Genomic DNA, 17,331 nt, shown 5'->3' on the forward strand with positions numbered 1-17,331 from the left:
ACCGCGACCGCCTCGGGTTTCTGGGGGTGAGGGGGCAGCGCCCGCCGAGGCGGCGCTCAGCCCTTCGTGCCGCCCGCGGTGAGCCCGGTCACCAGGTTCTTCTGCACGAGGTAGAAGAACGCGGAGACCGGTATCGCGATCAGAACGGCCGTGGCCGCCATGAACTGGCGCTGGGCGTCGTGCTCACTGACGAAGGTCTGCAGCGCCACGGCGAACGTGTACTTGGTGTCCGACAGCATGAACGTCGACGCGAACGCGACCTCGCCGAAGGCGGTGATGAAGCTGTAGAAGCCGGCCACCGCGAGTCCCGGCCTGGCGAGCGGCAGGATCAGCCGTACGAACGTGCCGAAGGGGCTCAGTCCGTCGACGCGCCCGGCCTCGTCGATCTCGAACGGGATGGTGTCGAAGTAGCCCTTGAGCAGCCAGGCGCAGTAGGGCACCGCGGTCGAGCAGTAGACCAGGATCAGGCCGAGGTAGCTGTCGATCAGCTGCAGCTCGGACATGATCTGGTACATGGGCACGATGAGGACGGCGATCGGGAACATCTGGGTGACCAGGAGCACCCACATGAACTTCTTGTAGCCCGGGAAGCGCATCCGCGAGACCGCGTACCCGGTGGTCGCGGCGATCAGCACACCGATGACGGTGGTGCCGAGCGAGACGATCAGCGTGCTCCACAGCCAGTCGAAGAAGTTGGTGTTCTGAAGGACGTGGGAGTAGTTGTCCAGCGTCATCTTCCCCCAGATCTCACCGGGGTGGAGGTAGTCGTCCTTGTCCGGGCCGAGGGACAGGAACACCAGCCAGGCGATCGGGAAGAGCGCGATGAGGCTCGCGACGATCAGGATGCCGTGCGAGGCGACCGAGGCCGCGAGGCTGCGCTCGCTACGGCGGCGCACCTGGCCCGGAGAGGGGGCCATGCGGATCTCCTTCTTCGCTTCGGCGGAAGTCTCAACGGTAGTACTCATGGGAACTCCTGCCTCAGATCGCGAGCTGCTGGTCGTCATTGCGGTTCAGCCAGCGGCGGTAGAAGGAGGTGAAGACGATCAGGATGGCGAGCAGCAGCATGCCGTAGGCGGCCGACTGCGCGAAGTCGCGCGGCTGCTGTCCGAAGCCGAGGTAGTAGGCCCAGGTCACGAGGATCTGCGCGTCCGGGGCGGTGTCGCCGAACAGCAGGAAGATGATGGCGAACTGGTTGAACGTCCAGATGATGCCGAGCAGGATCACGGTGGAGCTGACCGAGCGCAGGCCGGGCAGGGTGACGTAGCGGAACTGCTGCCACTTGCTGGCGCCGTCCATCTCGGCGGCCTCGTACAGCGTGGTGTCGATGGACTGCAGTCCGCCGAGCAGCGAGAGCATCATGAACGGCACACCGCACCAGGTGTTGACCATGATCGCGGCGAACCGCTGCCAGAAGGTGTCCTCCAGCCAGGCCGGGGTCGGCAGGTGCAGGAACTCCAGGCCGGAGTTGATGACGCCGCCGTCGGCGAGCATGAAGCGCCAGCCGAAGACGGTGACGAAGGTCGGCACGGCCCAGGGCAGGATCAGGATCAGCCGGTACAGGGTGCGGCCGCGCAGCTTCTGGTTGAGCAGCAGCGCGAGGCCGAGGCCGAGGGTGTAGTGCAGGCCGACACAGGCGGCCGTCCACACGATCGTCCAGATGAAGTGCGACCAGAACCGCTCGTAGGAGGTCTCGCCCCACAGGATGTCGGCGTAGTTGTCGAGGCCGATGAACTTGTAGGTGGCCTCGATCTCGTTGACGCCGATCGTGCGGGCCGTGTTGAGGCTGTTGGCGTCCGTGAGCGTCAGATAGAAGCCGTAGGCCAGCGGGTAGAGCACGAGGACGCCGAGGACGACGACCACCGGCGTGATCATCGCGTAGGCGTACCAGTGCTTCTGGTAGGCGCGCTTCAGACGCTGGCCCAGCCCGGGCCGCGGCGCGCGGTCACCGTGGCGCTTGCCGGTGGCGCGGTCGATGGCGACTGTCATGGTTCTCGACACCTTCTGGAGGATCAGGGGATGGGCCAGGCCACAGGGCTGTGACCGCCGGGTCCCTCCCCCCTTGCAGGCGGGACCCGGCGGTCACGGGCTGACTACTTGCTGAAGTCCGGCACCAGCTTGGCGATGGCGGTCTCAGCGCTGCTCAGGCCCTCGTCCAGGGACTTCTTGCCACCGGCGATGGCGAGCAGCTCGGTGTCCACCGGGCCCCACAGGGAGCTGTACTCGGGCAGCGCCGGGCGCGGCTGGGCGACGGCCAGGACTTCCTGGTAGCCGGCGATGCCCGGGTCGGCGACGACCTTGACGCTGTAGGCGTCGTCACGCGTGGGCAGCGTCGAGTTCTTCAGGGCGATGGTCTCCTGGGCCTTCGCGGAGGTCATGAAGTTCACGAACTTCAGGGCCGCCTGCTGGTGCGCGGAGTCGGAACCGGCGTAGACCGAGAGGTTGTGGCCGCCCGTCGGGGCGCCCTGACCGGCGGAGCCGGCCGGCACCTTGGCGATCCCGAGGTTGTCCTTGTCCTTGAAGGCCGAGCCCTTGTAGAAGTTGGTGATCTCCCACGGGCCCTGGATGATCGAGGCGACCTTGCCGCTGACGAACGCCTCCTGGATGTGGGCGTAGGCGTCGGCGGTGGTGTCGGCCTTGTGCAGGCCCTTGCCGTCGAAGAGGTCCAGCCAGGTGCCGTAGGCCTTCTTGGCCTCGGCGGAGTTCACAGTGATCTTCTTGGCGTCGGCGTCGACGGTGTCGGTGCCCTCGCCGTGCAGGAAGGACTGGGCGTAGTAGGCCTGGGTGGAGCCCCAGTAGCCGTCGACGCCGGTCTTCTCCTTGATCGTGGCGGCGGCCTTCTTCAGGTCGTCCCAGGTCTCGGGGGCCTCGACGCCGGCCTTCTCGAAGAGCTCCTTGTTGTAGACGAACGCCAGGGTGTCCGTGGTGAAGGGGACGCCGTAGGTCTTGCCCTCGTACTTGGCCTGCTCGATCAGGTTGGACTTGAACTTGCTCTCGTCAGCGAGCGCCTCGGTGCCGTCCAGCGGCAGGAAGAAGCCCTTCTTGGCGAAGGCGGGGGTCCAGCCGACCTCGGAGCGCAGGATGTCCGGCGCGCCCTTGGAACCGGCGGCGGTGTCGAACTTGTTCTGCGCCTGGTCGAAGGGGACGTTGACGTACTTGACCTTGATGTTCTTGTTGGCGGCCTCGAACTCCTTGACCAAGGCCTGGTACGTCGGCGCCTCATTGGTGGCGTTGGAGGTGTCCCACCAGGTGATGGTGACCGGACCGTCGGCCTTGTCGCCGCTGTCGCTGTCTCCGCCGCAGGCCGTCGCCGCGAGGGCGAGGGACGCCACCAGCGCGGTGGCCGCTATGCCACGCCGCATGAGTTCTCCTTGAGGGTGAAAGCCCGTGTGGTGCAGGAGCGGCCCCGTCTGCCGTCCCTGCCTGCAGGGGGCAGTCCCGCCTGCCACCTCTGCTGTCTTGCCGACTGCGCCGTTGCGGCCGCCGGGCGTCGTGAACGTAACAGCGTTGTAAGCGTTCCGAAAGACCTTGCAGAAAAAAAGTGCAAGGCATCACCGAAGTTACCCGCGCGTGACCTCCCGGCGACTGCCATGAGACCGTTGTTCTGCGGGGTTGAGCGGGCATGGACCGTGTTGTGCAAGACTCTGCAAGCTCTTGCCATCCGTTTCATGAGGGGACGCCATGTCGCAGCAAGGCGCGTCGCGCCGGTCAACCGCCCGCACCCGGCGTCCGATTGGTGTGCAAGGCGAGATACGGCCGGTACAGTCCAGTGCCGTGACCACACGGCTTGCGGACATCGCTGCGCAGGCGGGGGTGAGCGAAGCGACCGTCAGCCGCGTTCTCAACGGCAAGCCCGGCGTCGCCGCCACCACCCGCCAGTCCGTGCTGGCTGCCCTCGACGTCCTGGGCTACGAGCGCCCGGTGCGTCTGCGGCAGCGCAGCGAAGGCCTGGTGGGCCTGATCACCCCGGAGCTGGAGAACCCGATATTCCCGGCCCTCGCCCAGGTCATCGGGCAGGCGCTGACCAGGCAGGGCTACACCCCGGTGCTCGCCACCCAGACCCCCGGCGGCTCCACCGAGGACGAGCTGACCGAGATGCTCGTCGACCGCGGGGTCGCGGGCATCATCTACGTCTCCGGACTGCACGCGGACACCACGGCCGACATGCAGCGCTACGAGCGGCTGCGCGCCCAGGGTGTCCCCTTCGTCCTCGTCGACGGCTTCTCCCCCAAGGTGCAGGCGCCGTTCATCTCCCCCGACGACCGGGCCGCGATGACGCTCGCGGTGACGCACCTGGCCTCGCTGGGGCACACCCGGATCGGCCTGGCGCTCGGCCCGAAGCGGTTCGTCCCGGTCCAGCGGAAGATCGATGGCTTCGTCCGCGCGATGCAGGACCAGGTGGGCCTGGCGGCGGAGGTCATAGAGACCGAGCTGGTCCAGCACTCGCTGTACACCCTGGAGGGCGGTCAGGCGGCCGCCACGGCACTGATCGACCGGAGCTGCACCGCGGTGGTCTGCGCCAGCGACATGATGGCGCTCGGCGCCATACGGGCGGCCCGGCAGCGGGGGCTCCAGGTCCCCACGGACATCTCGGTCGTCGGTTTCGACGACTCCCCGCTGATCGCCTTCACCGACCCGCCGCTGACGACCGTCCGCAAGCCGGTGCCGGCGATGGGCCAGGCCGCGGTGCGGACGTTGCTGGAGGAGATCGGGGGGACTCCGGCACCGCACAGTGAGTTCGTGTTCATGCCGGAACTGGTGGTGCGCGGTTCGACCGCTTCTGCCCCTGGGGACCGAAATCGTCCTTAGGGCGGAGGCTGAACGGCCCGGTACCGTGCACCCGTAGGACAGCGCGGCCTCCGTTCGTGGTAGAACGTGCGACCGGAACGAGACCAGGGGATGATCGGTGGGGGAAGGCTCTTCTGGCAGACTCTGTGCCTATGGGTGAGACGACCGTGACCGAGCTGGAAGACCGCACACAGGCGGCCGTTCCGCACCCCGTCACGGCGTCGGAGAGGCCGGGCCTGCTGCACCGGATGCGCGCCCCGCGCCGGCCCCGGCTGTGGTTCGAGATCCTGCTGATCGCGGTGAGTTACTGGACGTACTCACTGATCCGCAATGCCGTGCCGGAGCAGAAGTCCGAGGCGCTGCGCAACGCCGACTGGATCTGGAAGGCGGAGCAGACCCTCGGTTTCGCCGTGGAGCAGTCGGTCAACCACGCCGTGAACTCGGTGTCTTGGTTGATCGTGGGCATGAACTACTACTACGCGACGCTGCACTTCGTGGTGACGCTGGGTGTCCTCGTGTGGCTCTACCGCAGTCATCCCGGGCGCTACGCGGCGACCCGCATGGTGCTGTTCGCGACCACCGGTGTGGCCCTGCTCGGTTACTACCTGTATCCGCTCGCTCCGCCCCGGTTGATGACCGGCGGCAACTTCATCGACACCGTGCTGGTCCACCAGACCTGGGGCTCGATGGCCTCGGGCGACCTGAAGAACATGTCGAACCAGTACGCCGCGATGCCGTCGATGCACATCGGCTGGTCCCTGTGGTGCGGCCTGACCATCTTCGCCCTGGCCTCGGTGCCCTGGGCGAAGGTCCTGGGCCTGCTCTACCCGGTGGCCACCCTGGTGGTCATCGTCGCCACCGCCAACCACTTCTGGCTGGACGCGGTCGGCGGCCTGCTGTGCCTCGCCTTCGGCTACGCGGTGGCACGGATGTGGTACGGCGCGTTGCCGCACGCCCTGCCGCAGGCGGCCCCGCCGAAGGGCACGCGGCGGCCCTCGCCGTGGGCCGGCAAGCTCAGGCGCTGAACCGGAATCCGCCGAGCTGGTAGTCGAGCCCGGCACGGAACTCCAGGCGCGGCACGGCCGCCAGCAGGTCTGCGTACAGCTCGACGGGCACCTCGTACACGCCGGCCAGGAGCAGCTCGTCGTCACCGCGCGGGAACAGGTCGCGCACGCGCAGGATCTCCTCCCGGGTGAGCGGCGTCTCGTGTGCGGCCAGGTCGTCGGTCTCCCAGCCGATGAGCTCCCAGCCGAGCCCGTCGGGATCGGCCCCGCCCCCGTTTTCGATCATGGTCCTACCGTATCCGGGGGTCACGCCCGGTAGAACAGCTCGTCCACATCCGGCGTTCACGCCCCGTAGAACAACTCGTCCACCACGCTCCGGGCACGCCTTGCCGTGCGGCGGTAGTCGTCGAGCATGTCGCCGACGCGGCCGGGGCCGTAGCCGAGGTAGCGGCCGACGGCGGCCAGTTCTCGGGGGTCGGAGGGGAAGGTGTCGCCCGCCCGGCCCCGGACCAGCATGACCGCGTTGCGGACCCGGGTGGCCAGGACCCAGGCCTCGTCCAGGGTGGCCGCGTCCGGCGCGGAGATCAGGTCGGCCGCCGCTGCCGCCGCCAGGGCCGCCCGGGTGCGGGTGGTGCGCAGGGACGGCTCGGCGGCGCCGTGGCGCAGCTGGAGGAGCTGGACCGTCCACTCGACGTCCGAGAGGCCGCCGGGGCCGAGCTTGGTGTGGAGCTTGGGGTCGGCGCCGCGCGGGAGCCGTTCGGATTCCATCCGGGCCTTCAAGCGGCGGATCTCGCGGACCGCGTCGTCGGCGAGGCCGGACGCCGGGTAGCGCAGCGGGTCGATCAGTTCCAGGAAGCGGCGGCCGAGGTCCTCGTCGCCCGCGACCGTCTCGGCCCGCAGCAGCGCCTGCGACTCCCACACCAGTGACCAGCGCCGGTAGTAGGCCTCGTACGACTTCAGCGTCCGCACCAGCGGGCCGGACTTGCCCTCGGGGCGCAGATCGGCGTCGATGAGCAGGGGCGGGTCGGCGCTCGGGATCTGGAGCAGCCGTCGGGTCTCGGCGACGACGCGGTTCGCCGCCTTGGCCGCCTCGTGCTCGTCGACGCCGTCGCGCGGCTCGTGCACGAACAGCACGTCCGCGTCCGAGCCGTAGCCCAGCTCGTGACCGCCGAAGCGGCCCATGCCGATGATCGCGAACCGGGTGGGCAGGGTGTCGCCCCAGCCCTCGCGGACGACCGCGCGCAGGGTGCCGGCCAGCGTCGCCGCGGTCAGATCGGAGACGGCGGCCCCGACCCGGTCCACCAGCGCGCCCTGGTCGGCCTCCGCAGGCTGGGCCTCGGTGCCGTAGGAACCGACGATGTCGGCGGCGGCCGTACGGAAGAGTTCGCGGCGGCGCACGCCCCGGGCCGCCGTGACCGCCTGGGCGCCGCCGTCCGCGCGGCCGACCGCGGCGAGGATCTCCTGTTCCAGGTGGGCGCGGGAGCGGGGCTCCAGGCCGCCGCCGTCACCGTCGCCGAGCAGGGCCACCGCCTCGGGGGCGCGCATCAGCAGGTCGGGGGCGAGCCGCCCGGCGGACAGCACCCGCGCGAGGTTCTCCGCCGCAGCGCCCTCGTCGCGCAACAGCCGTAGATACCAGGGGGTCTTGCCCAAGGCGTCCGAAACCTTGCGGAAGTTGAGCAGGCCCGCGTCGGGGTCGGCGGAGTCGGCGAACCAGCCGAGCAGCACCGGCAGCAGGGTGCGCTGGATGGCGGCCTTGCGGGTGACGCCGGAGGCGAGCGCCTCCAGGTGGCGCAGGGCGGCGGCCGGGTCGGCGTAGCCGAGCGCGACCATACGTTCGCGGGCCGCCTCGCTGCTCAACCGGGCCTCGCCGGTGGCGAGTTGGGCGACCGCGTCGAGCAGCGGCCGGTAGAACAGCTTCTCGTGCAGCCGTCGTACGACGGAGGCGTGCCGCTTCCACTCGCGGTTCAGGTCGGCCACCGGATCGCTGCGCAGGCCCAGCGAGCGGGCGATGCGGCGCAGGTCGGCGTCGTCCTCGGGGACGAGGTGGGTGCGGCGCAGCCGGTACAGCTGGATGCGGTGCTCCATGGAGCGCAGGAAGCGGTAGGCGGCGTCCAGTTGGGCGGCGTCGGTGCGGCCGACGTAGCCCCCGGCGGCGAGCGCCCGCAGCGCGTCCAGGGTGGTGCCGCTGCGCAGGGAGGCGTCGGACCGCCCGTGCACCAACTGCAGGAGCTGTACGGCGAATTCGACGTCCCTGAGTCCGCCGGGGCCGAGCTTGAGCTGGCGGTCGAGTTCGGCGACGGGGATGGTCTCCACCACCCGGCGCCGCATCTTCTGCACGTCGGCGACGAAGTTCTCCCGCTCGGCGGCCTTCCACACGAGGGGCTGGAGTGCGGCGACGTACTCCTCCCCCAGCTCGATGTCGCCGGCCACCGGGCGGGCCTTGAGCAGGGCCTGGAACTCCCAGGTCTTCGCCCAGCGTTGGTAGTAGGCGAGGTGGCTGGAGAGAGTGCGCACCAGCGGGCCGTTCCTGCCCTCGGGCCGCAGGTTGGCGTCCACGGGCCAGATCGAGCCCTCGACGGTCGTCTCGGAGCAGATCCGCATCATGTGCGAGGCGAGCTTGGTGGCCGCTCTGAGGGCCTTGGTCTCGTCGGCACCCTCCGCGGGCTCGCCGACGAAGATGACGTCGACGTCGGAGACGTAATTGAGCTCGTGGCCACCGCACTTGCCCATCGCGATCACCGACAGGCGGCACGCGGAGGCGTCCTCGGGGGCGGCGGCGCGGGCGATGGCGAGCGCGGCGCGCAGGGTCGCGGTGGCGAGGTCGGCCAACTCGGCCGCGGACTGGGCGACATCGGTGGTGCCGCACACGTCCCGGGCGGCGATGGACAGCAGACAGCGCCGGTAGGCGACGCGCAGCGAGACCGGGTCGGCGGCCTCGGCGAGGCCCCGCTCGAACTCGGCGACTCCGGGGTGCAGATCCCGCGGCTCGTAGGTGACCAGCGCCTGCCAGTCGCTCGCGTGCCGGGCGAGGTGGTCGGCGAGCGCGGCGGACGCGCCGAGCACCCCGAGCAGCCGGTCCCGCAGGGGCTTGGCCGCTATCACGGTGTCCAGCAGCTCACGGCCGGACTGCGCTTCGAGCAGGCGTACGAGACCGTGCAGGGCGAGATCGGGATCGGCCGTCGCCCCGAGCGCCTCCAGCAGCACCGGGTCGTCGCGTACGGCGGTGAGCTCCGGGCTCTCCAGCAGCCGCTCGGCGGCGCTCGGATCGGTGAAGCCGTGCCGCAGCAGCCGTGTGAAGGTACTGCTTCTGCGCCCCGGCGCCGTCATCCTCGGCCTCCTGTCGGATCAAGGTCGTACGCGATCGAGCGTAACCGGAGTGATTGCGACAAGCGCCGATGAGTTCAGGGGGTGGACAGGGTCTTCCCTTGTATGAGCGACCACGCGATGGAGCCGCGGACCACTCTCGACGCCCGCTACAGCGACGGGACCGCCGAGGCGAGGCCCTGGGCGGAGGCGCTGGCGATGCTGTCGGCGGCGGAACTGTTCTGGATCTCGACGGTACGGCCGGACGGGCGGCCCCATGTGACCCCGCTGCCCGCGGTGTGGTCCGAAGGCGCGCTGCACTTCTGCACGGGCCCGGAGGAGCGCAAGGCCCGCAACCTGGCCGGGAACCCGCGGGTCGTGCTGACCACGGGCACGAACACCTGGGACGAGGGCTACGACCTGGTCGTCGAGGGCGAGGCGGTCCGGGTGACGGACGAGGCCCGGCTGCGCAAGCTGGCGGCGGCCTGGGAGGCGAAGTACGGCGACTTCTGGGCCTTCGAGGTCCGGGACGGGTGCTTCCACCACGGAGCGGGACACGCTTTCGTGTTCTCGGTGGCGCCGCGGACCGTTTTCGGCTTCGGTAAGGGTGAACCGTTCAGCCAGACCCGTTGGCGATTCTCCAGGGAGGACCAGCAATGGACTTCACGCTCGAAGTGATTCCACTGCCCGTGAGCGACATCGACCGAGCCAGGGACTTCTACCGGGACAAGGTCGGCTTCCACGTCGACATCGACCAGGAGGTCATGCCGGGGATGCGCATCGTCCAGCTGACGCCGCCGGGCTCCGGCTGCTCGATCGCCCTCGGCGACAACCTCTGGGACGAGTCGCGGGGCCAGGCCAAGCCGCAACCCGGTTCGTACCAGGGGCTGCAGCTGTGCGTGGCCGACATCAAGGCGGCGCGGGCGGAGCTGGTGGACCGGGGCGTGGAGGTGTCGGAGCCGGTCCAGTACACGCCCGACGACGGCGCCACGTTCATGTACTTCAAGGACCCCGACGGCAACGGCTGGGCGATCCAGGAGTACCGCGTCCGCGGCGACAAGCCCCTCCACCAACACCTGTCGGAACAGGCCGGCTGAGTTCCAGGTCCGCCCGCTCCGGGTGAACGGGCGGACCTGAAACCCGCGGTGCCTGAGGGACGCCGTGTACCGGCGCGGTGCGCTGTTGTGAGTCGCCCCGGAAGACGCATCAGCGTTTCGTGCCGGTGAGTTCGTGGGGAGCGGTATGCCCTGAGCCCACCGGAGGGGCCCTTGAATTGTTTTGGGCCGGAATGGGCGTGCTGCCCCACCTTCCGATCAATCCCGGCCAGTGCCAAACTGAGCCTCCTCACGAGTGCGGGGAACACTCGAAAGAGGGGGGAATCATGCCGATCGAAAAGGGCGACCTCATTATCGGCGACGGACCCGATGTGTATTACATCGAGAACGACAGGCGTCGCCTGGTCCCTGATTACACGACATTACTGGCGCTGGACTCCCGGGGCTGGGACGCCGTAAAACACGTACTGGCGGACGAACTGCTCGCCGTCGAAATCGGTCCGCCCATTCCGTCGCTTGCGAACGGCAGTCTGCTCATCGGCGCCGACGGAAAGGCCTTCCTGGCCCGGCGCGGGCAACTCCATCCCGTCCCCGACGCGGCCACGCTCGCGCTGTACCCGCGCCACCGCGCCGCCCAGCTGCGGCCCGGGGACTTGCAGCTCTTCCCCTCGCGCCTCGGCGAAAGACTGCCCAGCGTCCACGACGTGAGCGCGGAGGTGCTGGCCATCGACACCTACATCCGCTCCCTGGCGCCGCTGCCCTACCGGGACGACACCGACGAGGCCGGTCCGGTGGTGAAGCGCCCGGGTGTCACCGAGGTGGACGGTGTGGCGGTCGAGGTGTCGGAGCAGCGGATCCGCATGTCACGGCGAGTCACCAACTTCGTGGAGATCAACCCCATTCCGGACGTCATGTGGGCGGGTGCACTCGTCACCGGGGCTTCGGTGGGCCCCGGCGCGCTGGCCCCCATTCCGCTGCGGCGCCACCCCGGCTGGATCACGGTCGCGACAAGCCTCACCAGCCCCGCTCCGAAGTCCCGGTCCCGTCGGTTGAGCGAGCCGTCGTTGCGCGCCTACCAGGACGCGCTGGCCGAGCTGATCCACGAGCTGGATCCGCAGGACAGCGCGGCGGCCATTTCCTTCCAGCTGGAGAAGATAGACACCCTGGAAGAGGGGATGCTCCGGTTCGGTCTCAATCTCAAGGGTTCGGGTTGGGGAGTCGACGCCAAAGCCCAGCTGAATACCCGCGCGAGCCGGAGCACGACCTTCGGCTATTTCTCTCAGTCGTACTACCAGGTCACTTTTGACCCCGACGGATCACCGCCCCGGTTCTTCGCGGACGATGTCACCCTGGACCAGGTAAAGGCCTATTGCGGCCCCGACAACCCGCCGTGTCATATCGCCACGGTGACCTACGGCAGGATGCTGACATTCCTGGTGGACAGCGAGGCCACCAGCTTCGAGGTCAAAGCCGCGCTCAATGCGAGCTGGGAGTCGGCCGTCTCCGGCACGGCCTCCCTGAGCGGGGAGCACAGGAACACCCTGTCGCGCAGCTCGGTGACGGCGGCGGTGCTGGGCGGATCGAGCGGTGTCGTCGGGGAGGTCATCACCAACCCGGTCGCGGGCCTCGTGCCCTGGATCCAGGGGCAGCTGGCCGTGAACAGGGATGTGCCGGTGGCGCCGATCCAGTACACGGTCCGCTACTTGGCACCGCCGCACAACCTCGTGCAGGTCTCCCGCACGACCGACGTCGTCCGCATCGTCGACGCGAACGTGTACGGCGGACGGGAGGCCGCGGGCACCTACAAGGTCGGTGAGGGCGACGGCAGGGGGCCGGTGGCCACCGGGATCCGGGTGAACAGCGGGGACGAGGTCACGTTCACGGCGACCGGACGGGTCTGGGCGGGATGGATGTTCATCGGCGCGACGGGACCGGAGGGCATCAGCGGCCCGCCCAAGTCGTGGTACCCGCTCCCCGGCGGCGAGGGCGTACGGGGCTCCATGCTGATCGGCGGCTACGACAACGGCAGCTGGTTCCCCATCGGTTCGGGCACCCGGGTGCAGGTGCCCCCCGAGTCGGACGACTGCGAACTGTGGTTGCGGCTCAACGACGACGACATGACGAACGGCGACGGTGAGTTCGACGTCACCGTGTCGGTCCGCCGACGTCTGCCGACCATTCCGGCGATGGCCCAGTAGCCGGCGCGCGCTGGGGGCCGACCGTCCCTGAACGTCAGCCCCCGGCGCCCGGCGCCTACAGCACCGGCAGGTTCTTCCGCAGCTCGAAGGCCGTGACCTCCGAGCGGTACTCCTCCCACTCCTGCCGCTTGTTGCGGAGGAAGAAGTCGAAGACGTGCTCGCCGAGGGTTTCGGCGACCAGGTCGCTGTTCTCCATGAGGGTCAGGGCCTCGCCGAGGTTCTGCGGGAGGGGCTCGATGCCCATCGCGCGGCGCTCGGCGTTCGACAGGGCCCAGACGTCGTCCTCGGCGCCCGGCGGGAGTTCGTAGCCCTCCTCGATGCCCTTGAGGCCGGCGGCCAGCAGTACCGCGTAGGCCAGGTAGGGGTTGGCGCCGGAGTCGATGGAGCGGACCTCGACGCGGGCCGAGCCGGTCTTGCCCGGCTTGTACATGGGCACGCGGACCAGCGCCGAGCGGTTGTTGTGGCCCCAGCAGATGTACGACGGCGCCTCGCCGCCCGCGCCGGCCGTGCGCTCGGAGCCGCCCCAGATGCGCTTGTAGGAGTTCACCCACTGGTTGGTGATCGCGGAGATCTCGGCGGCGTGCTTGAGCAGGCCGGCGATGAAGGAGCGGCCGACCTTGGAGAGCTGGTACTCCGAGCCCGACTCGTAGAACGCGTTGCGGTCGCCCTCGAAGAGCGAGAGGTGGGTGTGCATACCGCTGCCCGGGTGCTCCGAGAACGGCTTCGGCATGAACGTGGCCTGCACGCCCTGCTCCAGCGCCACCTGCTTCATGACCAGCCGGAAGGTCATGATGTTGTCGGCCGTGGACAGCGCGTCGGCGTAGCGCAGGTCGATCTCCTGCTGGCCCGGGGCGCCCTCGTGGTGGGAGAACTCGACCGAGATGCCCATCGACTCCAGCATGGTGATGGCCTGGCGGCGGAAGTCCATGCCGACGTTGGTCGGGGTGTGGTCGAAGTAGCCGGAGTTGTCGGCCGGGGTGGGGCGGGAGCCGTCCAGCGGGCGGTCCTTGAGCAGGAAGAACTCGATCTCGGGGTGGGTGTAGAAGGTGAAGCCGAGGTCGGAGGTGCGGGCCAGGGCGCGCTTGAGGACGTAGCGCGGATCGGCGAAGGACGGGGAGCCGTCCGGCATCAGGATGTCGCAGAACATGCGGGCCGTGCCGGGGGTCTCCGCGCGCCAGGGCAGGACCTGGAAGGTGGAGGGGTCCGGCTTGGCGATCATGTCGGACTCGTAGACCCGGGCGAAGCCCTCGATGGCGGAGCCGTCGAAGCCGATGCCCTCGTCGAAGGCCTGCTCCAGCTCGGCCGGGGCCACGGCGACGGACTTGAGGAAGCCCAGCACGTCCGTGAACCACAGGCGTACGAACCGGATGTCGCGCTCCTCCAACGTACGGAGCACGAACTCCTGCTGCTTGTCCATCTTCCGCTTCCCCATCCTTGCTGGTCAGGCCGCCTGTTCCGCGCACCGCGGGCGGGCGGTCGGGCACCTGAGCATCACACCACAAGACCGTTTCGAGCGCGTTGCCGACCTTGATCGGCAAGCCGACCTCGGCCTGAACGCCCGGCGTGCCGAGGGTGTACGGCTCTGCCGCCCATCTTGCCTGCTCGGACTGACATCCGTAATGCCCGGCCGTCGACAATGCCCGGCCATGGAGGCTGTGGCGCGTGGGCGACCGCCGACAGGGAGCTTTAATTTGCATCTCAGATGCAAGTTTTAATAGCGTGCCGCCCAGCGCGGTGCCCGTGCCGTCCGGCCGGCGCCGTCCGGTCGAGCGCCCGAAGGAGCCCCGATGCTGTCCGAACCGTCCGCAGCCACCGTCCGAGCGACCCTCCCCGCCGTGGCCGCCTCCCTGGACGAGATCACCGATCGCTTCTACTCCGGGCTGTTCGCCGCCCGCCCCGACCTGCTGCGGGACCTCTTCAACCGCGGCAACCAGGCCGCAGGCACCCAGCGCCAGGCCCTGGCCGGTGCCGTCGCCGCCTTCGCCACGCACCTGGTCGAGCACCCGGAGCGGCGGCCGGACGCGATGCTCGCCCGTATCGCCCACAAGCACGCGTCCCTCGGTGTCACGCCGGAGCAGTACGCGCTCGTCCAGGAGCACCTCTTCGCCGCCATCGCCGGCGTCCTCGGCGAGGCCGTCACCCCCGAGGTCGCGGCGGCCTGGGACGAGGTCTACTGGCTGCTGGCGAACGCGCTGATCGCACTGGAGAAGCGGCTGTACGAGGAGTCCCGCGAGCCGGGCTGGCGGCGCTGGGAGGTCGTGGAGCGGGTCCCGGAGACCCCCGACGTGATCACTCTCCGCCTCCGCCCCTCGGACGGCGGCCCGGTGGCGGACTTCCGCGCGGGCCAGTACGTCTCGGTCCGCGTCGAGCTCCCCGACGGCGCCCGGCAGATACGGCAGTACAGCCTGTCCGGGGCGCCCGGCTCGACGCTGCGGCAGATCAGCGTGAAGCGGGTGACGGGTGACGCTGGGGCGGGTGACCCTGTGACGGGCGAGGTCGTGGCGGGCGAGGTCTCCGACCACCTGCACGCGTGCGTGCAGGAGGGCAGCGTCCTGGAACTCTCCGCCCCTTACGGCGACCTGGTCCTGGACCCGGCCGACGACCGCCCCCTGCTGCTCGCCTCCGCGGGCATCGGCGTCACCCCCATGACCGCGATGCTGGCCCAGCTCGCCCAGGACGGCCACGCCACCCCGGTCACGGTCGTCCACGCCGACCGCTCCCCCGCCACCCACGCCCTGCGCACCGACCAGGAGACCTGGGCGGCCAAGCTCCGCGAGGCGAGTGTCCACTTCTGGTACGAGCAGAACGCCCCCGAGAACGCCAGGACCGGCCGGACCGACCTCACCGACATCGCCGTAGCGCCGAACACGCACGCGTACCTGTGCGGCCCGCTCCCCTTCATGCGCGCGGTACGCGCGCAGCTGCTGGAAAAGGGCGTACGAGCCGCGGACATCCACTACGAGGTCTTCGGCCCGGACCTGTGGCTGGCGCGGGAGGGTTAGGCCCTGCTCACAAGGCCCTGCTCACACCTGCGGCGCCCGTCCGATCTCCAGCAGGAGTGGGCCCGTCGGTGAGGCCACCATGTCGGTGACGGTCAGTGGGTCCAGGGAGGCGAAGAAGGCCTCCTGGGCCCGGCGCAGGGCGCCGCGCAGGCGGCAGGCGGACACCAGGGGGCAGGGGGTCGGGCCCTCGCAGTCGACGACGTCGCCGTCGCCCTCGAAGGAGCGGACCACCGCGCCCACCGACGCGGTGCGGCCCTTCTCCGTGAGGGTCAGGCCGCCGCCCCGGCCGCGGCGGGCGTCGACCAGGCTCTGGTGCTGGAGTTCCGCGACGACCTTCGCCGCGTGCGTGTACGGGACGTCCATGTCCTCGGCCACCTCGCGGGTGGTCGGCGTGGAGCCTTCGGACACGGCGAGTCGCATGAGGATCCGCAGGGCGAGGTCGGTCGAGCGAAGCAGCCGCATACCGGAAGCGTAGATAATGCGCATCTGCGCTTCAAATTATTCGCGGAACAGCTGTCGAGTGGCTGTCGATTCCGTTGCGATCCGGCCCATTCCTGTGCCCTCCCTTCGAGACGCCACTGCTTCCCCATTACGATCAGCGGACCCGACCGTCCCTTTCCGCAGAAGGACATCCGCCATGGGATCCGCCAAGAAGAGCAACGCGGCGCGCAAGGCCCGCATAGAAGAGATGCGGCGCGCCGAGCAGGCTCGCGAGCGCCGCAACCGGATCCTCACGATCGGCGCCAGCGTGACGGTCGTCGCGGCCCTGGTCGTCGGCGCCGTCGTCCTCGTGCAGACGCAGGGCGACGACGACACCGCGTCCGACTCCAAGACCACGGGCTCCCTGGTGGCCGGTGCCGACGGCGTGAGCACCTGGCAGGGCGGCAAGCTGTCCCAGACGCACGTCGAGAAGAAGGTGACCTACCCGGTCCAGCCCCCGGTCGGCGGCGACCACAACCCGGTCTGGCAGAACTGCAACGGCGACGTCTACACCGAGGCCGTCGCGAACGAGAACGCGGTGCACTCCCTGGAGCACGGCGCGGTCTGGGTGACGTACACCAGCAAGGCCAAGAAGGCCGACGTCGACGCGCTCGCGGCGAAGGTGAAGAAGACGCCGTACACGCTGATGAGCCCCTACGAGGACCAGAAGTCGCCGATCATGCTGTCGGCCTGGGGCGCGCAGCGCACGGTGACGAGCGCGACCGACCCGAACCTCGACAAGTTCTTCGAGAAGTACGTCCAGGGCGAGCAGACGCCCGAGCCGGGTGCCGCGTGCACGGGCGGTAAGGCGGAGTGATGAAGCACGTCGGCTGGATCGCCGGTAGCGCGGCGGCGGTCCTCGTCGCGGCCGGCGCGATCACGTACGCCGTGGCCCAGGACGGGGGGTCCGAAGCGACCCCCACCGCCGACTCCGCGGACGCCGGGTTCGCGCGGGACATGGCGGTGCACCACCAGCAGGCCGTGGAGATGTCGTACATCGTGCGCGACCGCACCGACGACACCGAGGTGCGGCGCCTGGCGTACGACATCGCGCAGACGCAGGCCAACCAGCGCGGGATGCTGCTGGGCTGGCTCGATCTGTGGAAGCTGCCGAAGGTGTCCTCGGACGCGCCGATGACCTGGATGGACATGGGCGGAATGGCCTCCGGCGAGGACGGCGCGCTGATGCCCGGGATGGCGACGAACACCGAGATGAAGAAGCTCGGGACGCTGAACGGCAAGGCGGCGGAGGTCTTCTTCCTCCAGCTGATGACCGCCCACCACAAGGGCGGCATCCACATGGCCGAGGGCTGTCTGGAGCGGTGCGAGGTCGGGGTGGAGAAGCGGCTCGCCCAGACCATGGTCAACGGCCAGGAGTCGGAGATCCAGCTGATGGCGGGCATGCTCGCCGACCGCGGCGCGAAGGCCCGGCCCTAGTTCCCCTGTGGTGGGGCGGCCCACATACCCTCACCACCCCATCGCGTCGCTCTGACGATTACACTGG

Annotated in this window: 15 protein-coding genes; 8 read left to right on the forward strand and 7 right to left on the reverse strand. The window is 69.6% G+C overall.

Annotated elements, in window-relative coordinates:
* Positions 1 to 56: 56 nt before the first annotated feature.
* From AC068Z_RS27685 to AC068Z_RS27695, 3 genes are all read right to left on the reverse strand, one after another.
* Positions 57 to 965: a sugar ABC transporter permease gene (locus AC068Z_RS27685; RefSeq protein WP_478561120.1), complete on the reverse strand. Its 909-nt coding sequence runs from the start codon at positions 963 to 965 to the stop codon at positions 57 to 59.
* Between the two features lie 13 nt (positions 966 to 978).
* Positions 979 to 1,986 (reverse strand): carbohydrate ABC transporter permease, encoded by a 1,008-nt coding sequence (locus AC068Z_RS27690; protein WP_478561123.1) that lies wholly within the window; start codon positions 1,984 to 1,986, stop codon positions 979 to 981.
* 104 nt (positions 1,987 to 2,090) lie between these two features.
* On the reverse strand, positions 2,091 to 3,359 hold the full coding sequence (locus AC068Z_RS27695; protein WP_478561126.1) for an extracellular solute-binding protein: 1,269 nt from the start codon (positions 3,357 to 3,359) through the stop codon (positions 2,091 to 2,093).
* 412 nt (positions 3,360 to 3,771) lie between these two features.
* On the opposite strand from AC068Z_RS27695, the gene AC068Z_RS27700 reads away from it, so the two are divergent.
* Both AC068Z_RS27700 and AC068Z_RS27705 read left to right on the forward strand, forming a co-directional pair.
* Positions 3,772 to 4,806, forward strand: a complete 1,035-nt coding sequence (locus AC068Z_RS27700) for a LacI family DNA-binding transcriptional regulator (protein WP_478561129.1) — start codon at positions 3,772 to 3,774, stop codon at positions 4,804 to 4,806.
* A gap of 131 nt (positions 4,807 to 4,937) precedes the next feature.
* Complete coding sequence (locus AC068Z_RS27705) at positions 4,938 to 5,810, forward strand: phosphatase PAP2 family protein (RefSeq protein WP_478561132.1); 873 nt, start codon at positions 4,938 to 4,940, stop codon at positions 5,808 to 5,810.
* Here AC068Z_RS27705 and AC068Z_RS27710 read toward each other — a convergent pair.
* Positions 5,800 to 6,075, reverse strand: a complete 276-nt coding sequence (locus tag AC068Z_RS27710) for a hypothetical protein (RefSeq protein ID WP_478561135.1) — start codon at positions 6,073 to 6,075, stop codon at positions 5,800 to 5,802. The genes AC068Z_RS27705 and AC068Z_RS27710 overlap by 11 nt on opposite strands.
* A 56-nt stretch (positions 6,076 to 6,131) precedes the next feature.
* On the reverse strand, positions 6,132 to 9,116 hold the full coding sequence (locus tag AC068Z_RS27715) for a bifunctional [glutamine synthetase] adenylyltransferase/[glutamine synthetase]-adenylyl-L-tyrosine phosphorylase (protein ID WP_478561138.1): 2,985 nt from the start codon (positions 9,114 to 9,116) through the stop codon (positions 6,132 to 6,134).
* A gap of 102 nt (positions 9,117 to 9,218) precedes the next feature.
* Here AC068Z_RS27715 and AC068Z_RS27720 point away from each other — a divergent pair, with 102 nt between their 5' ends.
* The 3 genes from AC068Z_RS27720 (at position 9,219) to AC068Z_RS27730 (ending at position 12,345) form a co-directional block, all read left to right on the forward strand.
* Complete coding sequence (locus AC068Z_RS27720; protein ID WP_478561141.1) at positions 9,219 to 9,770, forward strand: pyridoxamine 5'-phosphate oxidase family protein; 552 nt, start codon at positions 9,219 to 9,221, stop codon at positions 9,768 to 9,770.
* Positions 9,749 to 10,189 (forward strand): VOC family protein, encoded by a 441-nt coding sequence (locus AC068Z_RS27725; RefSeq protein ID WP_478561144.1) that lies wholly within the window; start codon positions 9,749 to 9,751, stop codon positions 10,187 to 10,189. The genes AC068Z_RS27720 and AC068Z_RS27725 overlap by 22 nt, the downstream gene beginning before the upstream one ends.
* A 284-nt stretch (positions 10,190 to 10,473) precedes the next feature.
* Complete coding sequence (locus AC068Z_RS27730; RefSeq protein WP_478561147.1) at positions 10,474 to 12,345, forward strand: thiol-activated cytolysin family protein; 1,872 nt, start codon at positions 10,474 to 10,476, stop codon at positions 12,343 to 12,345.
* A 55-nt stretch (positions 12,346 to 12,400) separates the two neighbouring features.
* Here the strand turns inward: AC068Z_RS27730 and glnA are convergent, their stop codons facing one another.
* The gene (gene glnA, locus AC068Z_RS27735) at positions 12,401 to 13,762 is read right to left on the reverse strand and encodes a type I glutamate--ammonia ligase (RefSeq protein WP_478561150.1); all 1,362 of its coding nucleotides are present in this window, start codon (positions 13,760 to 13,762) and stop codon (positions 12,401 to 12,403) included.
* A 370-nt stretch (positions 13,763 to 14,132) separates the two neighbouring features.
* On the opposite strand from glnA, the gene AC068Z_RS27740 reads away from it, so the two are divergent.
* A complete protein-coding gene (locus tag AC068Z_RS27740; RefSeq protein WP_478561153.1) occupies positions 14,133 to 15,347 on the forward strand; it encodes a globin domain-containing protein in 1,215 nt (404 codons plus the stop codon).
* 21 nt (positions 15,348 to 15,368) lie between these two features.
* On the opposite strand, the gene AC068Z_RS27745 is transcribed toward AC068Z_RS27740, so the two are convergent.
* Positions 15,369 to 15,809: an RrF2 family transcriptional regulator gene (locus tag AC068Z_RS27745; protein ID WP_478561156.1), complete on the reverse strand. Its 441-nt coding sequence runs from the start codon at positions 15,807 to 15,809 to the stop codon at positions 15,369 to 15,371.
* Positions 15,810 to 15,984: 175 nt separating this feature from the next.
* Between AC068Z_RS27745 and AC068Z_RS27750 the strand changes: the two genes are divergently transcribed.
* Together AC068Z_RS27750 and AC068Z_RS27755 are read left to right on the forward strand one after the other, a co-directional pair.
* Positions 15,985 to 16,644 (forward strand): DUF3105 domain-containing protein, encoded by a 660-nt coding sequence (locus AC068Z_RS27750; RefSeq protein WP_478561158.1) that lies wholly within the window; start codon positions 15,985 to 15,987, stop codon positions 16,642 to 16,644.
* Positions 16,644 to 17,264, forward strand: coding sequence for a DUF305 domain-containing protein (locus AC068Z_RS27755; protein WP_478561161.1), 621 nt, complete (start codon positions 16,644 to 16,646; stop codon positions 17,262 to 17,264). Before AC068Z_RS27750 ends, AC068Z_RS27755 begins: the two co-directional genes overlap by 1 nt.
* Positions 17,265 to 17,331 lie beyond the last annotated feature (67 nt).

It is taken from the genome of Streptomyces sp. NPDC043726, assembly GCF_056436565.1.